The sequence below is a fragment of the Rhizobium sp. P32RR-XVIII genome (assembly GCF_012641395.1).
GTDB lineage: Bacteria > Pseudomonadota > Alphaproteobacteria > Rhizobiales > Rhizobiaceae > Rhizobium.
The window spans coordinates 314970-333745 of record NZ_JABAIH010000003.1; the positions used below are offsets into that span (position 1 = coordinate 314970).

At 59.7% G+C, this 18776-nt stretch carries 17 protein-coding genes; 11 read left to right on the plus strand and 6 right to left on the minus strand.

Translation table 11 applies throughout. The features are described from left to right. The first annotated feature begins 12 nt into the window (after window positions 1–12). The 4 genes from HGP14_RS11160 (at window position 13) to HGP14_RS11175 (ending at window position 4296) form a co-directional block, all read left to right on the plus strand. Window positions 13–1245, plus strand: a complete 1233-nt coding sequence (locus HGP14_RS11160; RefSeq protein WP_168829904.1) for a sugar ABC transporter substrate-binding protein — start codon at window positions 13–15, stop codon at window positions 1243–1245. A 257-nt stretch (window positions 1246–1502) separates the two neighbouring features. Then, window positions 1503–2405 (plus strand): carbohydrate ABC transporter permease, encoded by a 903-nt coding sequence (locus HGP14_RS11165; RefSeq protein WP_168829905.1) that lies wholly within the window; start codon window positions 1503–1505, stop codon window positions 2403–2405. Further along, window positions 2402–3229, plus strand: a complete 828-nt coding sequence (locus HGP14_RS11170) for a carbohydrate ABC transporter permease (RefSeq protein ID WP_168829906.1) — start codon at window positions 2402–2404, stop codon at window positions 3227–3229. The genes HGP14_RS11165 and HGP14_RS11170 overlap by 4 nt, the downstream gene beginning before the upstream one ends. Continuing rightward, entirely contained in the window at window positions 3226–4296 is a 1071-nt protein-coding gene (locus tag HGP14_RS11175) for an ABC transporter ATP-binding protein (RefSeq protein WP_168829907.1), read from the plus strand. Before HGP14_RS11170 ends, HGP14_RS11175 begins: the two co-directional genes overlap by 4 nt. A 14-nt stretch (window positions 4297–4310) precedes the next feature. Here the strand turns inward: HGP14_RS11175 and HGP14_RS11180 are convergent, their stop codons facing one another. Further along, window positions 4311–5342, minus strand: coding sequence for an aldo/keto reductase (locus HGP14_RS11180; protein ID WP_168829908.1), 1032 nt, complete (start codon window positions 5340–5342; stop codon window positions 4311–4313). A 288-nt stretch (window positions 5343–5630) separates the two neighbouring features. Here HGP14_RS11180 and HGP14_RS11185 point away from each other — a divergent pair, with 288 nt between their 5' ends. Both HGP14_RS11185 and HGP14_RS11190 read left to right on the plus strand, forming a co-directional pair. After that, window positions 5631–6521, plus strand: a complete 891-nt coding sequence (locus tag HGP14_RS11185; protein WP_168829909.1) for a LysR family transcriptional regulator — start codon at window positions 5631–5633, stop codon at window positions 6519–6521. A 38-nt stretch (window positions 6522–6559) separates the two neighbouring features. Next, window positions 6560–6760 (plus strand): hypothetical protein, encoded by a 201-nt coding sequence (locus HGP14_RS11190; protein ID WP_168829910.1) that lies wholly within the window; start codon window positions 6560–6562, stop codon window positions 6758–6760. 52 nt (window positions 6761–6812) lie between these two features. Here HGP14_RS11190 and HGP14_RS11195 read toward each other — a convergent pair whose 3' ends face one another. The 3 genes from HGP14_RS11195 to HGP14_RS11205 form a co-directional block, all read right to left on the minus strand. After that, window positions 6813–7031: a hypothetical protein gene (locus HGP14_RS11195; protein ID WP_168829911.1), complete on the minus strand. Its 219-nt coding sequence runs from the start codon at window positions 7029–7031 to the stop codon at window positions 6813–6815. A gap of 199 nt (window positions 7032–7230) precedes the next feature. Beyond that, the gene (locus tag HGP14_RS11200; protein ID WP_168829912.1) at window positions 7231–9219 is read right to left on the minus strand and encodes a PhoX family protein; all 1989 of its coding nucleotides are present in this window, start codon (window positions 9217–9219) and stop codon (window positions 7231–7233) included. 157 nt (window positions 9220–9376) lie between these two features. Then, entirely contained in the window at window positions 9377–9652 is a 276-nt protein-coding gene (locus tag HGP14_RS11205) for a hypothetical protein (protein ID WP_168829913.1), read from the minus strand. Window positions 9653–10052: 400 nt separating this feature from the next. Between HGP14_RS11205 and HGP14_RS11210 the strand changes: the two genes are divergently transcribed. The 5 genes from HGP14_RS11210 to HGP14_RS11230 all read left to right on the plus strand — a co-directional run bounded on the left by HGP14_RS11210 (window position 10053) and on the right by HGP14_RS11230 (window position 16259). Beyond that, window positions 10053–11804 (plus strand): type I secretion system permease/ATPase, encoded by a 1752-nt coding sequence (locus HGP14_RS11210; protein ID WP_168829914.1) that lies wholly within the window; start codon window positions 10053–10055, stop codon window positions 11802–11804. Further along, on the plus strand, window positions 11794–13101 hold the full coding sequence (locus tag HGP14_RS11215) for an HlyD family type I secretion periplasmic adaptor subunit (RefSeq protein WP_168829915.1): 1308 nt from the start codon (window positions 11794–11796) through the stop codon (window positions 13099–13101). Before HGP14_RS11210 ends, HGP14_RS11215 begins: the two co-directional genes overlap by 11 nt. 196 nt (window positions 13102–13297) lie before the next feature. Next, the gene (locus HGP14_RS11220) at window positions 13298–14731 is read left to right on the plus strand and encodes a family 16 glycosylhydrolase (protein WP_168829916.1); all 1434 of its coding nucleotides are present in this window, start codon (window positions 13298–13300) and stop codon (window positions 14729–14731) included. A 176-nt stretch (window positions 14732–14907) separates the two neighbouring features. Beyond that, a complete protein-coding gene (locus tag HGP14_RS11225; protein WP_168829917.1) occupies window positions 14908–15858 on the plus strand; it encodes a glycoside hydrolase family 25 protein in 951 nt (316 codons plus the stop codon). A 155-nt stretch (window positions 15859–16013) separates the two neighbouring features. Further along, the gene (locus HGP14_RS11230; protein ID WP_168829918.1) at window positions 16014–16259 is read left to right on the plus strand and encodes a hypothetical protein; all 246 of its coding nucleotides are present in this window, start codon (window positions 16014–16016) and stop codon (window positions 16257–16259) included. Window positions 16260–16361: 102 nt separating this feature from the next. On the opposite strand, the gene HGP14_RS11235 is transcribed toward HGP14_RS11230, so the two are convergent. Further along, on the minus strand, window positions 16362–17507 hold the full coding sequence (locus HGP14_RS11235) for a DMT family transporter (protein ID WP_168829919.1): 1146 nt from the start codon (window positions 17505–17507) through the stop codon (window positions 16362–16364). A 10-nt stretch (window positions 17508–17517) separates the two neighbouring features. Beyond that, window positions 17518–18759: a type III PLP-dependent enzyme gene (locus HGP14_RS11240; protein WP_168829920.1), complete on the minus strand. Its 1242-nt coding sequence runs from the start codon at window positions 18757–18759 to the stop codon at window positions 17518–17520. Window positions 18760–18776: the final 17 nt, after the last annotated feature.

Sequence of the window (18776 nt, forward strand, 5' to 3'; positions counted from 1 at the left end):
AGGAGGAGAACTATGGCTATCCGCAAATTCGCAGTTCTTGGCGCTCTGGCGCTCGCCGGCGTCTCGCTCTTCGGCCTTTCCGCCAAGGCTGACGACGTTACCATCACCGTCTGGTCGCTCGACCGCGACATCCAGCCGGCTCCCAACCTCGTCAAAGATTTCAACAAGCTGAACAATGGCATCAAGGTCGAATATCGCCAGATTCAGTTCGACGACGTTGTCAGCGAAGCAATGCGCGCCTATTCCACGGGGCAGGCGCCCGATATCATCGCCGTCGATAATCCGGAGCACGCGCTGTTTTCTTCGCGCGGCGCTTTTCTCGATCTCACCGACATGATCTCGAAGTCGACGATCGTAAAACCGGAAAACTACTTCCCGGGACCGCTGAAATCCGTGATGTGGGACGGCAAATACTACGGCATTCCAAAGGCCACCAACACGATCGCCCTCTACTACAACAAGGATATGTTCAAGGCCGCCGGGCTCGACCCAAATAAGCCGCCGCAGACCTGGGCCGAGCTTGTCGAGGACGCGAAGAAACTCACCGAGCCTTCGAAGAACGTCTACGGCATCACCTTCTCCGCCAAGGCCAATGAAGAAGGCACGTTCCAGTTTCTTCCCTGGGCGCAGATGGCCGGCGCCAGCTACGACAGCATCAATACCGACGGTGCGGTCAAGGCGCTGGAAGCCTGGAAGCAGATCATCGATGAGAAGCTTGCGTCGCCGGATACGCTGACACGCAGCCAGTGGGATTCGACTGGAACCTTCAACTCCGGCAATGCGGCCATGGCGATCTCGGGTCCCTGGGAGCTCGACCGCATGCTGAAGGAAGCGAAGTTCGACTGGGGCGTTGCTCTCCTGCCTGTTCCGGAGGAGGGCGCAAAGCGCTCGTCGGCTATGGGCGACTTCAACTGGGCGATTTTCGCCAATACGCAGCATCCGGAGGAAGCGTTCAAGGTTCTCGAATATTTCGTCTCGCAGGACGATCGCATGTTCAAGGATTTCGGCCAGCTTCCGGCGCGTTCGGACCTGACCATTCCGGAAACCGGCCAGCCGCTCAAGGATGCAGCGCTCAAGGTCTTCCTTGAGCAGCTGAAATACGCGCAGCCCCGTGGTCCGCATCCGCAATGGCCGAAGATATCCAAGGCGATCCAGGACGCCATCCAAGCGGCTCTCACCGGCCAGATGAGTGCCAAGGATGCCCTCGACCAGGCGGCCGACAAGATCAAGGCTGTCTTGGGCTGACGATGGCTTTCCCTTCTACCCTCGGGGAGAAGGTGGCCCGCCGGATGAGGGGGCCACGGCCGGTTCGATCTCGCCGTCGCTCGACCGTTCGCTCCTTTGTCGCTCACCCCTCATCTGCCCTGACGGGCATCTTCTCCCCGCTGGGGGAGAAGGGAGAGTTTCACCGGCTGGCCTCAGCGCCATCCAATCACTTCCTCCGGCAGGGGCTGTCTTCCGCGCAAGCGCAAGACGGCTCCGTTCGGAGCATCGGAGGACCCATGAGAAGGATCCTTTCCAGCGTTAGGGATGGCTGCGGTTTCGATATTGTGCTCGTCGCCCTTCCGCTCGGTTTTCTGTTCCTGATGGCAGGCCTGCCGCTCATCTACAACGTCGTGATGAGCTTCCAGGAGGTCGACATGTTCAGCCTCGGGACCTTCTCGCGCCCCTTCGTCGGCTTCAGGAATTATGTGGAACTCTTCGCGCAGCCCGAAACACTGCCGATCCTCTACAATACGCTGATCTTTGTCGTGGGCTCGATCGCCGGGCAGTTCCTGATCGGTTTCGGCCTGGCATTGTTCTTCTGGGTCAATTTCCCCGGCGCCTCATGGCTGCGCGGCCTCTTCCTCGTCTCCTGGGTCATGCCCGGCCTGGTCGTCGGCGCCATCTGGAACTGGATCCTTTCCGGCGACTTCGGCGTTCTCAACTTCATCCTGAAGGAAAGCGGCATCATCTCGGGCAATATCTTCTGGCGCTCGGACCCGCATTATTCGCTCTACGCCGTCATCATCGCCAATATCTGGCTCGGAACCGCCTTCAACATGATCCTGCTCTCCGTCGGCCTGTCCGGCATTCCGGGCGATCTCTACGAGGCTGCCGAACTCGACGGTGCCAATGCCTGGCAGCGCTTCTGGACGATCACCCTGCCGATGATGCGCTCGACGATCGGCGCGATCATTGCGCTCGGCCTGATCTTCACGCTGCAGCAGTTCGACCTTTTTGCCGCCATTACCTCGGGCGGTCCGAACAATTCGTCCAACGTCACGCAATACTGGGCGTGGGATCTCTCCTTCCGCCAGTATGACTTTGCCAAGGGAGCAACGATCTCCGTGATCATGATCGTCTTCGTCATGTTCGCCTCGATCGTCTATGTCCGCTCGACACGCCATGAGGTGCGCGGATGAGCGAGACCGCACGCAACCGCCTGATGCTCGCGGTCGCCATCATCATGGCGGCGATCTATCTCTTCCCGCTCTATTGGATGTACATCACGACGCTGAAGAGCGGCTCGGAGATGTTCGCGACGCCGCCGAGCTTCTGGCCGTCTTCGCCGCAATGGGGCACCTATGGCTATGTCTGGGAAAGCCGCCAGATGGGCCGCTATCTCTGGAACTCGCTGGTGATCGCCGTCGGCGCGGTGACGCTGATCACGGTGCTTGGGGTCGGTTGTGCCTACGTCCTGGCGCGCTATCGCAATGTCTGGGTGGATATCGGCCTCTTCCTGATCCTGATGCTGCAGGTGCTGCCTGCCTCGCTGATGGTGACGCCGATCTTCGTCGGCTTCTCGCAACTTGGCATGCTGAACTATCCGCGCCTTGCCGTGGTGATCGCGATTGCCGCAAAGAGCATGCCTTTCTTCGTCGTGCTCGTCCGCGCTACCTTCATGGCTGTGCCGCAGGAACTTGAGGAGGCCGCCCTCGTCGATGGAAATTCGCGTGTCGGCGCCTTTTTCCACATCGTGCTGCCGCTTGCCCGCAACGGCATCCTCGTCAGCGCCATCCTGATCTTCATGCAGGCCTTCGGCGAGTTCGTCTATTCCAAGTCGATGATCCAAGCGGCCGAGCTTCAGCCGGCGAGTGTTGGTCTCAACTCCTTCATGGGACCGAACACCAACGAGTGGAACAACATCATGGCCTACGCCACGATGTATGTAACGCCGATCCTTGCCATCTTCGTTCTCTTGCAGCGCCGCATCGTATCCGGCCTTACCTCGGGAGCCCTCAAATGACCCCTCAGATCGAGCTCAGCGGCGTCAACAAGCACTATGGCGCATTTCATGCCCTGAAAAACATCAACCTTTCGATTGCCAAAGGCACGTTCGTCGCTCTGGTCGGTCCGTCCGGCTGCGGCAAGTCCACGCTCCTTCGCTCGCTTGCAGGTCTTGAGAGGATTTCCGAGGGTGAGCTGAAGATCGCCGGTGAGCTGATGACCAACGTGCCGCCACGCAAGCGCGACGTCGCTATGGTCTTTCAGTCCTATGCGCTCTATCCGCACATGACGGTGGAGAAGAACCTGACCTACAGCCTGCGGATCCGAGGCGTGGCGAAGGCTGACGCCAAAAAGGCAGCCGAGGAAGTTGCCGCCACGACCGGTCTATCGCACCTCCTGAAGCGTTATCCGCGCGAGCTTTCCGGCGGGCAGCGGCAGCGTGTCGCCATGAGCCGCGCCATCATCCGCCACCCCAAGGCCTTCCTGTTCGATGAGCCGCTGTCGAACCTTGATGCGGCGCTGCGCGTCCATATGCGCAAGGAGATCCGCGCCCTGCACGACCGGCTGCACGCGACCTCGGTCTACGTCACGCACGACCAGATCGAAGCCATGACCATGGCCGACCACGTCGTCGTGATGAGAGACGGTGTTATCGAGCAGCAGGGCAAACCGCTCGACCTCTACGACAGGCCCGCCAATAAGTTCGTCGCAGGCTTCATCGGCTCGCCCGCGATGAACTTCATTCCGGCCATCGTCGGTGAGGACGGCAGAAGCCTGACGCTCGATCTCGGACCGGTAAAGCAGACGATCGCAACCGGCCACCAGTTGCAGCCGGGCCGCAAGGTCACGGCCGGTCTTCGCCCTGAACATCTCGGCATTACCGGCCGGGGGCAGGGGACGTTCCACGTACCGGTCGCCTTTGTGGAATCGACCGGCTCGTCGACATTCGTCACAGCCGCAACCACACCGGAGCTTACGATTGTAGAGACAGGCCGCGGTTTGGTTCGTGGTGGCGATACGATCGGGGTCGCCGTCGATCCGAGCCATCTGCATCTTTTCGATGAGACAAGCGGCGCCAGGATCTGACGCCGCTTTATCGCTTAGCGGCCGCCCTCGATCTTACGGTGGCGCTGGTTGATGCCATGCTGGCCGTAAGGGTACTGGCCGGGCGTCGGCGCGCTGACATCAGTGAGCGTCTGCATTTCCTCATCCGATAGCGTCAGCTTGGCAGCACCGAGATTATCTGCGAGCTGTTCCGGCGTGCGGGCGCCGAGGATGACGGAGGTGACGGCGGGACGGGTGGCGACCCAGGCAAGCGCCACTTGGGCCATGCTGACGCCGCGTGCCCTGGCGATTTCTTCGACAGCACCGATGATCGCCCAGGTCCGGTCCTGCGCATTGCGGGCCTCATAGGCTTCGCCACCCCGCTTTGGGTTTTCGCCGAGGCGGGTAGCGCCCGTCGGCGCCTGGTCGCGCTTGTACTTGCCCGTCAGCCAGCCGCCGGCGAGCGGCGACCAGGGAAGCAGGCCCATGCCCGCATCCTGGCAGGCTGCGACGATTTCCAGCTCGATGTCGCGCATGAGCAGATTGTACTGCGGCTGCAGCGTCACCGGACGCGTATAGCCCTGCGCCTTGGCGATCTCGGAGGCCTTGGCGATATGCCAGCCGACATAGTTCGAGAAGCCGTAATAGCCGATCTTGCCGGCCGAAACGGCGTCGTCGAGGAAGCGTAGCGTCTCCTCGATCGGTGTCAGCGCATCCCAGGCATGCATCTGATAGAGATCGATGTAATCGACGCCGAGGCGTTTGAGCGACGCGTTCAGCGCATCGTGAAGGTGGCGGCGGGAGAGGCCAATGTCGTTCGGCCCGTCGCCCATGGGGAAGCGACCCTTGGTGGCGATCACAGCCTGCTTGGCTTCGGTGGGACGAGCTTTCAGCCAGCGGCCGGTGATCTCTTCGGAAACGCCGGCGCTGTAGACGTCGGCGGTGTCGATGAAATTGCCGCCCCAGGCGAAATAGTCATCAAGCAGCCGGTGGGAAGCGGCTTCGTCCGCCTCTGCTCCGAAGGTCATTGTACCGAGACAATATGCGGTCACGATCGTGCCGCTCGGGCCGAGTTTGCGATAGTCCATTCTTTACCTCCGTTGAAACGGCTGCGTCATCAATTGCAGCCGCGATTTCGAAGCCTCCAGCACCCAGCCCATCGGCGAGTTCCGCCGATTCTGCCGCCCTCGCTTCCTTTCACCCGAGTCGTTCAACGAGAGGTCCTCGAGAGGATCCGCTGACGAAGCATACGGTGGGATTACCAGAGCAGGACGTGCGCTGATGAGGCGTTGACGAAAGAATGCGTCAGCTGCTTCCATCTTTCAAACGGAAGATTTAGATAAGATTGATCGATTTTGATGCATAATGAGGCGCATATGGAACTACGCCAGCTCCAATATTTCGTCGCTGCGGCAAAAGCTGAGCATTTTACGCGGGCCGCGCAGCGTTTGAACATCGTCCAGTCCGCGCTATCGAGTTCTATTCGGGCGCTCGAATTCGAGCTCAATGCCAAGCTCTTCGTGCGCTCCACGCGAAAGGTTCGGCTGACAGCCGCCGGTCGGGCTCTGCTCGAAAAGGCGGAAATCGTTCTGGCCGCAGCGAAAGACGCGCGCGACGCAGTGAGCGCAGTGACTGAGGCGAAATCAGGGAAGCTGAATGTCGGAACTGTTCAGGGCCTGCCGGCATTTCTCGACCTGCCGCTATTGCTTGCGCGCTTTCATGAGCGTCACCCTCATATCGAAGTCCGCCTCATACAAGGCGGTGCGGCCCACCTTCTCGAGAAGGTACGCAACGGCAAGCTCGATCTGGCGTTTCTGCCGGTCTTCGAACCGCCGGCCGACATTTCGACGACGATGATCGCTTGTGAAGAACTGGTCGTGGTCTGCAGCCGAACCCATCCGCTTGCGACAGCCGACATTGCTTCGATCGAAGAGATTGCCGCTTATCCGTTCGTCGATTTCGAGCAGGATTTGGGTACGCGCAAGCTGATTGACGAACTGTTTCTGACGGCCAATAGTGATCGTAAGATCGCATTCGAGGTAAGCGATCTCAGCACGTTATTAGAACTCGTCGGGCATGGACTGGGTATCGCGCTGGTGCCGGAATCGGTGGCCGAAAGCCGGGAGTCGATCCTGAGCGTCTGCCGTCTGAAGGAGGCCGACGCATGCTGGGAAGTCGTGTTGGCGTCGTCTGCGGCATCTGACGATCCAGTGTCGAAACGCTTTGGGGAAATTATTGGAAAGAGCGCCGTTAGCATCGAGGCCTAGATCGAAGTCCTCGCTGCCTTACGGGAGGAGGAATGCAAATGAGGCGGAAAGTTGGCTACGTCCTCGGGACGATTTTGATGCTGCTCGGATTGATCTGGATAGGTCAGGGGAGCGGACTATTCCCGTATCCCTCGTCCAGTTTCATGATCAATCAGAGCGTTTGGGTCCTCTGGGGTCTGATCGTGCTGGGGATTGGCGGCGTAACGGTCTTCGTCAGCCGCAAACTCGGCCGGCAGTGACGACGGCGGCCGCCTTATTCCAGGCGACTTGCTAACGGCTTGGGGCCGTAGACTAGACTGCTTCCTCTTGCAGGATGGGATTGATTTTAGGCGAAACGCCATTGCTTGCATGCTGATGCGCAGCCTCCGCCTTCACGTCAGCCTGCTCTTCAACGCGTGCAGCCGCTTCTCGAAGCAGAGTCTTAAAAGCTTGAAGCGATACCTTGTCGGCCCGCATCAGCTGGCGGATCAGCGGATCGTTTAGCACCTCCGGCAACGTCATCTCGCGCATAGGTTCCCTCCTCATTATGGGAGGGATATGTAGCTCTATTTTATTACAAACTAATGTACTGGCGGCGGCGAAAAGATGGCACGCTCCGCCAAGGCAGTGAGGGCGGCTGATCTCTCCGGCGAAAAAATGCAACGGCTGGGACGATGTGCTCGTCCCAGCCGCATTCTCTGTGGCTTGGCGCCGCTATAGAACCTGCCGCTCAGACGGCAATCTTGCCGCCGCCGATTTTGGTGATGGCGACGACCGCCGGACGAACCGGCATGTCATCCTTGAAGTCGGGCCAGCGCGTCGAGAGATCCTCGTAGTAGGATGGACGGCCGTGACCGCTCCAGTCGTCGCCGCCATCACCCGGATGTTGCACGGCGACGAAGGCTGTTTCGTCACCGGGAACCAGCAGCGGACCGCAAAGCTCTGCGCCGACGGGAACACGGTAGAAGAGCTTGGAGGTCGCGCGCGCCTCGCCCTCCGTGTCGACTGCCCACAAGCCGTCCGTACGGCCGGTCGCCTTGTTGTTGTTGCCGTCCGTCGCCACCCAGAGGCGGCCGGCGGAATCGATGGAACAGTTGTCGGGCATGCCGAACCAGCCGTTCTTGGTTGTGTCCGTCGAGAAGGATGCACCTACATCGGCGACGGCGGGGTCGCCGCATTTCAACAGCACTTCCCACTTACCGGAGGCTGCAGCGAATTCGCCGTCGTCCTCGCTGATCTCGATGATATGGCCGAACGCGTTCTTGGCGCGCGGGTTGGCGGCATCGACCTGCTCCGCCTTGCGGTTCGTGTTGTTGGTCAGCATGAGGTAGACCTTGCCGTTGACCGGGTTCGGCTCGACGTCCTCCGGCCGGTCCATCTTCGTCGCTCCGAGCAGATCGGCGGCACGGCGCGTCTCGATGAGCACATCTGCCTGGCTGGCAAAGCCGTTCTCGGTCGTCAGCGGTCCTTCGCCGAAGGTCAGCGGCAGCCACTGCAGCGAGCCGTCCTCGGCAAACTTGGCAACGGAGAGCGTGCCGCTATCGAGAAGATCCGTGTTCGCGGCACGATCGTTGGCGTTGTAAGTGCCCTCGGTCACGAACTTGTAGACATAGTCGAAACGCTCGTCGTCGCCGAGATAGAAGACGACGCGGCCGTTCTTGGAAACGATCGAGGCGGCACCCTCGTGCTTGGTGCGGCCGAGCGCCGTGCGCTTCTTCGGTGTCGAGGTCGGGTCCATGGCGTCGACCTCCACGATCCAGCCAAAGCGATTGGGCTCGTTAGGCTCCTTGGCAAGGTCGAAGCGATCGTAGAAATTCGCCCATTCGTAAGCGCCTTCCGGAACGCCGTAGCGCTTGTAGTTGGCGGCTTCCTTGTGGCCCTCCGGCAGATCGCCCGAGAAATAGCCGTGGAAATTCTCCTCCGCCATGATGTAGGTGCCCCAGGGAGTCACGCCGCCGGCACAGTTGTTCATGGTACCGATCACCTTTGTGCCCGTCCCATCGGCGGAAGTCTTCAGGCGCTCGTTGCCTGCCGCCGGACCGGTCAGCTGCATTTCGGTCATGGTGGTGATGCGGCGGTTGTACTTCCCTTCGGGAACGACCTGCCACCTGCCATCGACCTTGCGGATCTCGACGATCGTGCCGCCATGCGCGGCCATTTCGATGTCGACCTGCTCCTTGCTCAGCCGAGCCTGCTTGATCTTGCCGTCAACGATCGAGACGAGACCCGGAAACATCAGGTGCGGGTTGGTATATTCGTGATTGACCACCAGCAAGCCGTGTTCGGAAGAGCCTTCGAGCGGGATATAGCCCACATAGTCGTTGTTGTAGCCGAACTGGCGGCTCTGTGCCTCGGCCGTCTGGTTCTTGGGATCGAATGCCGGGGAATCGGGGAAAAGCGCATCGCCCCATCGCAGCAGGATGTCGGCGTTGTAGCCTTCGGCGACATGATGGTCCGCGTCGACGCCGGCTTCGACCTCGGTGAAGGAGAAGGCCGATTTTCCGGCAGCACGCGCCTTTTCCGCCGTCATCAACGCGACGGGGCTGACGGTTGCGGTAATCGCGGCGACGGCAAGCGAACCCTGGAGGAAGTTACGGCGCGAAAAGCGCTTGCTGATGATCTCACCCATCGTTGGGTTGGTGCTGGAATTGTGGCCTTCGCCATCCGCGTCTTCGAGCTGAGTCGTGGGGAATATCTTTTGAGAAAGATGCTCGTTCATCGTACTGCCTCCAAAGTTGAGAACGGCCCCTACCCCGGAGCCTTTCTAAACGTAGGGGTGTCACATTACGGCAATGCGACAAATGTGGCCCCCGAGGCAGCCAGGAATTTTGGTCCCAAAGGCGATAGCAGCATGCATCAAGCGCGTGGCCAGCAGTCTAATGCAATGTCTCGTTCTGCCAGTCGTGCAAGTCTTTCGCCGTGATCCAGATGCGGCCATCGAATGCGATTTCGCCATGTTCGAATTTTCGGCTCGCAATGAGCTCGAACACATTGAGATTCTGCGGTAGCCGCCGCGCGTCAGGCACAGCCTGAACACCAGCGAGTGCATCTTCCGTCACGCAGACAGCTTGATGCGTGCGGTCGCCTTTCATGACGATTATAGCATTGTGACCGATCATGTTAAATGTATCGAGCAAAGCGACAAGCGGCATCGCAACCTCCTTGAAGAGACATCCATCCCAAGGGTGACATGGGTGCGGCAGTGAGCAGCGCTCCTGGCAGTAACCTCGACGCTCGCACCGGGCGTGCTGCTTTTGTTATCGCGGAAAAGCAGCCTCCTATCGGTAGGTCCATATGGTTAACAAAAAGTTACCTGCCGGATGCCATAGGTCGGCCCGCTCGCCATGAAGCTGCAGAACGCGGGGTCCCGTTGCTGAACAGCCGGCGGTGCGCAACGGACGAAGGAAGGCAATCCTTAATGCAGATCACAGGAAAACTTTTCGGGGGTCGCATGCTCGCCACATCCGATGCTAACAATAGTGATGGGAGGAAATGTCGAGTAGCCGGTGCGAAGCTTCCGCTTTGTGGCAGCTGCTTAGTTGCGGAGTATGCATGCCCGATGCAAGACCCAGCCCACCGCAGGCCTTCCTTCTGGCCGTGCTATTCTCCCTCAAGCGCGTTTTCCTGGGTGTAGGAGCAACGAGTTGCGTCGTTAACATACTGGCCCTGACCGGTTCGCTCTTCATGCTACAGGTCTACGACCGGGTGATTCCAAGCCGGAGCCTACCCACACTCGCCGGGCTCGCGCTTATTGCCGCCACGCTCTTCGTCTTTCAGGGGCTGCTCGATCTCATCCGGTCGATGCTCCTGGTGCGCGTCGGCACGGCGGTCGACGAACGTTTGGGAGACGACGTTTATAACTCCTTGATCCTGTTGCCTTCCCGCATGCGAATGCCGGGCGACGGCCTGCAATCGATCCGGGATCTGGATACGGTTCGTGGCTTTCTCTCCGGACCCGGGCCGACGGCGTTGTTCGACATGCCGTGGATGTTTTTCTACATCGGTCTGTGCTTCCTCTTTCATTTCTGGATCGGCGTGACCGCGCTTGCCGGCGCTGTCATGCTGGTTGGTCTCACGGTTCTCGCCGAGGTCAAATCCCGCAGCCCCGCAATGATTGCCTCGGAACTGGCGGCGCGCCGGCTGAACCTTGCAGAGGCGACCCGCCGAAACTCGGAGGCCGCGCTGTCGATGGGTTTTGGGCCGCTCCTGGCCACCAGATGGACTGACGTCAACAATCGATATCTTGCGAACCACATTTCGGCGACAAACGTCACGAGCAGCCTCGCGACCACCTCGAAAATTCTACGCATGATGTTGCAATCCGGCGTCTTGGCAGTCGGTGCTATCCTTGTCGTCAGGCAGGAGGCGACGCCCGGCATCATGATCGCAAGTTCCATCCTTTTGAGCAGGGCGCTAGCCCCCGTGGAACTTGCAATCGGACAGTGGAAGGGTTTTGTCGCTGCCCGGCAAAGCTGGAGCCGACTAACGAAGCTTCTCGACCTGATGCCGGCCACTGACCGGCAGGTCGACTTGCCCGCACCCTCGGCAAACCTTGTCGTTGAAGGGCTCCATCTTGCCATCCCCGGTACACGGACGATGGTCCTGCGCGGCGTTTCGTTCAAGGCGCAGGCCGGAGATGCCGTTGGCATCATTGGGCCGAGTGCATCGGGGAAATCGTCGCTTGCCCGCGCGCTTGTCAGCGTGTGGCAGCCCGCAGGAGGCGCGGTACGCCTCGATAGGGCATCACTTGATCAGTGGAATCCATCATCGCTCGGTCAGTCGATCGGCTATCTGCCCCAGGAAGTGTCGCTTTTCGACGGCACCATTGCCGACAACATCGCGCGTTTCGACGGCAACGCGCCATCGGAAAAGATCATCGCTGCTGCAAAGGCAGCAGGGGTTTACGAGATGATCGTGCAATTTCCTGACGGATTCGACACGTCGATCGGTGAGAGCGGTTCGATGCTCTCGGCCGGTCAGCGCCAGCGTATCGGCCTGGCGCGCGCGCTTTACGGCGATCCTTTCCTGGTCGTTCTTGATGAACCGAACTCGAACCTCGACAGCGATGGCGAGGCGGCGCTTACGCAAGCGATTGCAGGTGTTCGCGCCCGCAAAGGCATTGCCGTTGTCATCGCACACCGGCCAAGCGCCCTGGCTGCCGTCGATCTCGTTCTCGTGCTCGCAAACGGGCAGTTGCAGGCCTTCGGACCAAAAGATGACGTTCTTAGAAAAGGTACGATTCCGGCAGCTCCGCGAAACAGCACTCTGACAGTCATTGCAGCGGGAGGCGAGATTGAGCGTTAACCCGGCGCCTGCATCCGAGGCAGCGATCAAGCGACTGACGACGATCGCACTGGCGATGGTCCTGCTGCTCGTCGGCGTGGTCGGCGGCCTCGGCGCCACGACCTATCTTTCTGGCGCAGTCATCGCGACCGGCACGCTTGTTGTCGATAGCTATGTGAAGCCCGTTCAGCATCAAAAAGGCGGGACTGTCGGAAAAATCTTTGTAAAGAACGGCAGCCGCGTCGATGCGGGACAGATACTCGTCCATCTGGACGATACGCAATTGCGCTCGAACCTTGCCATCATCTCCCAGCGCTTGATCGAACTGTCTGCCACGGCCGCCAGACTGCGTGCCGAGCAGGATGGTGACGACGAGATCAAATTTCCCACTAACCTGTTACAGGAAAGTGCCGACGCGGCGAGTGACACCATCGCAGGGGAACGGCGCTTGTTCGAGGATCGCCGGACATCCCGCACAAGCAGAAAGGCCCAGTTGCGCGAGCGGATCAAGCAGTTGCGGCAGGAGGCGGACGGGCTAATGGCGCAGCAGACCGGGAAAAAGGCGGAGATGGCGCTGATCGACAAGGAACTCGAGAGCGTCAACCGTCTGTTGGCTCGGGGCATGGTGGAGATCAATCGCCTTTATGAGCTCCAGCGCGAGTCCGCGCGCTTGACCGGTGAGCTCGGCAGCCTTGTCGCAAGTCTTGCGGAAACGAATGGAAAAGTGGCCGAAACGGAATTGCAGATCATCCAGATCGACGATGACCAGCGAAGCGAAGTATCGGAGCAGTTACGCAAGACGCAGAGCGACATCAGTGAATTCGCCGAACGACTCGCCGCTGCCAAGGACGAGTTGCAGCGCGTTGATATCCGAGCGCCTCAGGCAGGCGTAGTGCATGAACTGGCGGTGCACGCGACGGGCGCCGTGGTCGCGCCCGGCGAGGCCATCCTGCAGATCGTGCCCGCTCGCGATATGCTGACGCCTCAAGTTCGCGTCTCACCTCAAGACATCGATCAGGTTTCGGTCGGCCAGCAAGTCATCCTGCGATTTTCTGCTTTCAACCAAAGAAGCACGCCCGAGATCAATGGAGTAGTGGAGCAGGTTGCGGCTGACGTGACCACCGACAAGCAGACAGGCGCAGCCTATTACGTCGTCCGGATTTCGGTTCCTGAAAATGAATGGAAGCGACTGGCCGATCTGGTACCCATCCCTGGCATGCCGGTGGAAGCCTTCGTCCAGACCGGAGCTCGCACGGCTCTTGCCTATTTGACCAAACCCTTGACCGATCAGGTGGCGCGAGCTTTCCGGGAGGAGTGATCTGGCTTGGCAGAGAATCGCCACAATAGGTGGCCACTCTAGCCCGAAATGGCACATAGGCGACCGCCGGGCAGGCTAATTCGTTAGGTTTAGTGCGGACTTTCCGCGAACATTGAAACGAGAAACGAACTGAAAGGTACCCAAACTTCTTAGAAACGTAGTCAATTGATTGCAGTCAGAAATCCAGGAGATTTATATGGCAAGCTCGGTTACGAACGCCGTTGGCAAAACTCTCTTTTACAGCGGTGCATCGACCCACTGGTACTCGGCCACGGGCTCGGGGCCAGACCTGTATGGTACGGTCGGCAACGACTCGATCTGGGGAGACAGTTCCGTAAACGTCACCATGCACGGCGGAACCGGCGATGACATTTATTATCTGTATTCGAGCATCAATCGCGCGGTGGAGGCTCCAGACGCTGGCGTCGATACAGTCAGCACCTGGATGAGCTATACCCTTCCGGAGAACGTCGAGAATCTGACCGTGACCGGTGATGGCCGCTTCGCCTTCGGCAATGGGGCGGACAATATCATTTCCGGCGCCTCCGGCAGCCAGACGATAGACGGCGGCGCGGGAAACGATGTCCTCAAGGGCGGCGGCGGTGCCGACACCTTCATATTCACGCGCGGAAACGGCAGTGATTTGATCGTTGATTTCGGCAGCGATGACACTGTCCGATTGAACAGCTATGGGCTTTCGACCTTCGATCAGGTCCTGAACCACACGACGCAGGAAGGCTCCAATCTGCGGCTGGATCTCGGTGGTGGAGAGAGTCTCGTTTTTGCCAACAAGACGGTCGCCGACCTTCATGCTGACCAATTTCAGCTGACGCTTGACCGATCCGCCCTTACGCAGACTTTTGCTGACGAGTTCAACAGCCTGTCGCTGCGTAACGGCGACCAAGGCGTTTGGGACGCCAAGTTCTGGTGGGCACCGGACAAAGGCAGTTCGCTGCACGGCAACAGCGAACTCCAGTGGTACATCAACCCCTCCTACGCTCCCACGTCGTCTGTTAACCCGTTTTCCGTGAAGGACGGCGTGCTGACCATAAAGGCGGCTCCGGCGTCGGATGCGATCCAATCGCAGATCAACGGCTACGACTATACGTCCGGCCTCATCAACACGCATTCTTCTTTCTCTCAGACCTACGGCTACTTCGAAATGCGCGCCGACATGCCGACCGAGCAGGGTGCCTGGCCGGCGTTCTGGCTTCTGCCCGAAGACGGTTCGTGGCCGCCGGAACTGGACGTCGTTGAGATGCGGGGGCAGGACCCGAACACCGTCAACGTGACGGTTCACAGCAACGAGACCGGCACGCACACGATGGAATCGACGCCTGTCAAGGTTGCGAGCACTGACGGCTTCCACAAATACGGTGTCCTGTGGGATCAGGATCAGATTGTCTGGTACTTCGACGATGTCGCCGTCGCGCACGCCGACACCCCTGATGACATGCACAAGCCGATGTACATGCTTGCAAACCTGGCAGTGGGTGGGGCGGCAGGAGCCCCGGGCGCCGGGTTTAGCGACGGGGCAGAGATGAAGATAGACTACATTCATGCCTATTCGCTCGATCACACACCGACGGCGATCAGCAGCCAATCTGGGGGGACCGACTGGCACATATAAGCAAGAGAGACGTGAGGCGGGCGCAAGCGGCCGGCAAACTCAGGGCCGCTTGCAATCAGAATATGTCCCTGGGCGCCATAGCGGCGCTCATGGATTCAACCAGGTGACCAAGCGGGGCGATTAAGAATATTCGACTATTAAGATGTTATAAACCGAGGGCGTCTTACTTTGGATCGATGGTTGGGCTTCGAGCATCGGTTCTGTCGTGCCTTTCTCTACTTGCTTTCATCACGGGAGCAGGGACCCTGCTGGCGGATGATGTATCGCCCTGGAACAATCCCACCAATGCGTTGGTCGTTGATGCCTACGAGCTGAACGCCATCGATTGGGCGGCACTGCTCAAGGATAATCGGATCGCGGCGTTTATCTCGAAGGCGTCGGACGGTTTGCCAGAGAGCTTCAGCTGCGAAGGGGAGCACCGAGGTGACACCTTCGCGCACTGCAAGACGATGTGGCGCAAATACGCCGTGAGTCACGAACTTTATGACAGCCGTCGTATGATTGCCCGCCAAAACGGCTTGCTATGGGGCGCCTACCATCTTGGGCGGCCGGGTAATCCAGTCGATCAGGCGAACCACTTCCTCGAATATGCGACTCCTGGGCCGAACGATCTGATGATCCTCGATATTGAGGGACTTGATACCGATCAGTTCATGTCGCTCGAGGATGCGCAGATCTTCGTCGGCCACATCCGGGCGAGAACGGGACGCTATCCGATCCTCTACACCAACCATGACACTGCACGCTATATCGCCGCCTATCGCCGGGACTACAGCGTCCTTGCCAGACTCCCGCTGTGGTATGCCCGATACAAGCCTGATATCCGCAAAGTCTTCCCTTTTGGAAGCTGGCCAAACTATTTTCTCTGGCAGTTTTCGTCTGCGAGCAATTGTTCACAGCGGCGCTGTCCGTATCGCGTGCCGGGCACCTTGACCGATATCGACGTGAACGTCGCGGCGATGACCAAAGAGGAATTACGGCGTGTCTGGCCGCAAGGCGGGCTTCTGCCTCCCGCCGAACCCGACCCTCCGTTGATCCTTGCAAAGATCGAATACAGCTCGGTTCGGCTTCCGGCACCCCGGCCTGACGTGGTCGTAACGTCCTCCGTCGCGTCGTCCGACCTTTGAGTCGCCGAAAGGCACATAGACCCGCGTATAGGTTATCCCTTCCTCGTCGGTATCCGTTCCTTCCCACGGGCCGATAGTCAGATCGGGATCCGAATTGCTATGGTCAGTCTAGGCGTTCTCTCTAACAGAACGCGAGAGACAGTAAGGGAACTTGCATGTTTGACGTTATCGCTGGAAGTCTAGCGATCCTGCAGCGAGCCGAGCAGTTGATCGTAAATGCGCACTGGCTGATCGCGAGCGGCCTCCTTGAGGAGGGCGAGTCACTCGATCTTCACGGCGAGATCGAAAGCATGACCGCCGTTGTCCTCGCGCTGGAACAGGCAGTTTGGCAATTGCGGCATAGGTTCGGCATCTGGCCCGACATGACGCGAGTGTTTCCGGTTCATCTCACGGTGCAATAGGTTCATGCTCGTTCGCCACGAGCGTTCTGGCGAACTCCTCGTGCGGGGAACGGGCAGGAGAAGATCCCGCGTACGCATCGACTGCGGTTTTGGTTGAATTATTCAGGCAGCGTCCAGCTGCCGCGCATCGGCGCTTTCGCATTCATCCCACACGCTGATCGACAGGCTTAGCGCGTGGAGGAGCTGCCGGATTTCCACATCATGCTTGCGCGGATCGGCGTAATCCTGTCCGATTTCCATCAGCCGCTCCAGGATGCTGTTGCTGACGGAGCTCAGGTCTTCCCTCGTCGATACGGTCGCCAGCGCGTCTAGTATGGCTGTTCCCCGGGTCCCGTTTGCAGGCGCACGTACGTCTCCGGCGGATTCCCGCTGGCGCTTCCAAAGGCTTGCGCTGGCGACGATCGCGCCGCAAACGACCAAGAGTCCGGCCCACAGAAGCGAAATGTCCAAGACCGCCCTGGTAAACAGCGCGACAAGAAGCGCACCGATAAACGGTTCGACGTAGGAAAACGCGCCGAGCGCCTGGATATCACCGCGCTTCAGTCCATAGTCCCAAAAGTAAATCGCAAGGCCCATCGGCAGGCAGCCGAGGGCTGCCATCGCAAGCCATTCAGTTGTGTTCGGCTGCACCCAAGGCTCAAGACCGAGATGAGCGACGAAGGAAACAACAGCCGACGCCGCGTAAAACAGGCCAAGAGCAGACGAGGGGACTTCCGGTAGCGTCCGTGTCAACACGGAATAGAGTCCCCACAATGCCGCAGCGACACCGATGAGCGACAAGTAAAATGGCGCGCCGTCGCTCAAGGACGCATGGTCGCCAGGATCAATCAGGCTGATAACGCCCGCCAGCCCCATCACCGCGCCAACGACGTGCCACCAGCGCAGCCGCTCGCCCGGAAGAAACGCCGAGCCGAGCACGATCATCAAGGGGGTCGTGCCTTGAAGGAGAGCGGCCGCCGCAGGCGGTGCTTTCTGGGTGGCGTAGTAGATGCAGGCGTGATAGCCGACCAGCGAACCGACTGTGAGGATCCACACACGCAGCGGCTGACGAAATGCCAGCAGCGGGTGGCTGCGCGTGACAAGCCAGACGCCGGGCGACATTGCGGCGGCGAAAAAGAAGGCGATGGCAACCGTCTGCAGTGGTGGGATCGCCGTGGTGTAGGTGACGAGCGTGGTCTCGGTTGCCCATAGGATGACCCCCATGGCTCCGATTGCGGAAGCGGCAATCCGGTTTTTAGCCAGGTTCATCGCACACCCTTCAAGAACCGAGCGAGACGATCTGATCGGCGAAGAAGCCGTTGAAGTGCGTCCGCATGGAAAGGCTGTAGGCGCCCATCATGCCGACTTCGATCCAGTCTCCCTCGCGAACGTCCTCCGGCAGGCTGAAGGGGGCGCCCAGGACATCGTTGGAATCGCAGGTAGGTCCCCAGACCTTAAAGTCCGCATTTTTCGCCGGTGCTCTGATCCCGTTTCGGATCAAGCGGACAGGTCTGCGCTCCTTCGGATGGCCGAGCTCCTGCAAGGTGCCGAAAACCCCGTCGTTGATGAAGAGATTGCGGTCGCGGCGCATGACCACCTGAACGATCGTTGTCCCGGACGTCGCGACAAGCGAACGGCCCGGTTCGCAGAGGACGATGCAACTTCTTGGCAGCCCGACATTTCGCATGGCGCGCACGAGCTGTCCGAAGTACTGCTCGCGACCGGCAATATCATCGCCGGGGTAGGGGGCAGGGAAGCCGCCACCGACGTTGAGCACGCTGAGAGCGACGTCCGCCTTCTGTGCGACCTTGCCGGCCATTTCGACGGCGTTCGCGAACGCGCCGGGCGCCAGGCATTGAGAGCCGACATGGAAGGAAATTCCCGCCTTGATGCCGCGCTGCTGAATGAACCTCAGCATCCGGGCTGCCTCATCCGGTTGCGCGCCGAACTTTGTGGAGAGCACGTAGCGTGCCTCCGCGCCGCGTGTCGCGAGCCTGACGGCAATCACGAGATCATCGCTACCGGCGGCCTCATCGATGATCTTTTCGATCTCCTCGACACAGTCGGCCGTATAAAAGCGGATGCCATGCCTCTCGCTGGCGGTTCGAATTGCCGGGCGCGTCTTTGCCGGATTGTTGAAGAATTGGCCGGCGGCCTTGCCGAACATGCCGTCGATCAGCCGCACCTCGTCAAGCGAGGCCACGTCGAAATCCGTTATCCCGGCGCGGTAAAGCGTTTCAAGCACGTAAGGATGGGGATTGCATTTGACGGCATAGAGCGGACGGCCCGGGAATGATTGGAAACTGGCCGCGGCTTCCCGCAGCTTCGCCGGCGAGATGCAGAAGACAGGTTCTGTCGGCTTCAGCTCCGCAATGGCCGCATCGACGCTTTCGAAATTGCGAAGCGGCGCGCCGGACTGGCGAGCTTTTTCGAGGGAAGGGAGCGCGTCTTGGATCTGTGTCTGAAGTTCTCCCGGCGAAAAGCCTGTCTGATCTTCCGCCGTTAGCGCATGCGAATTCATTGTTTAACCCCTGTTTT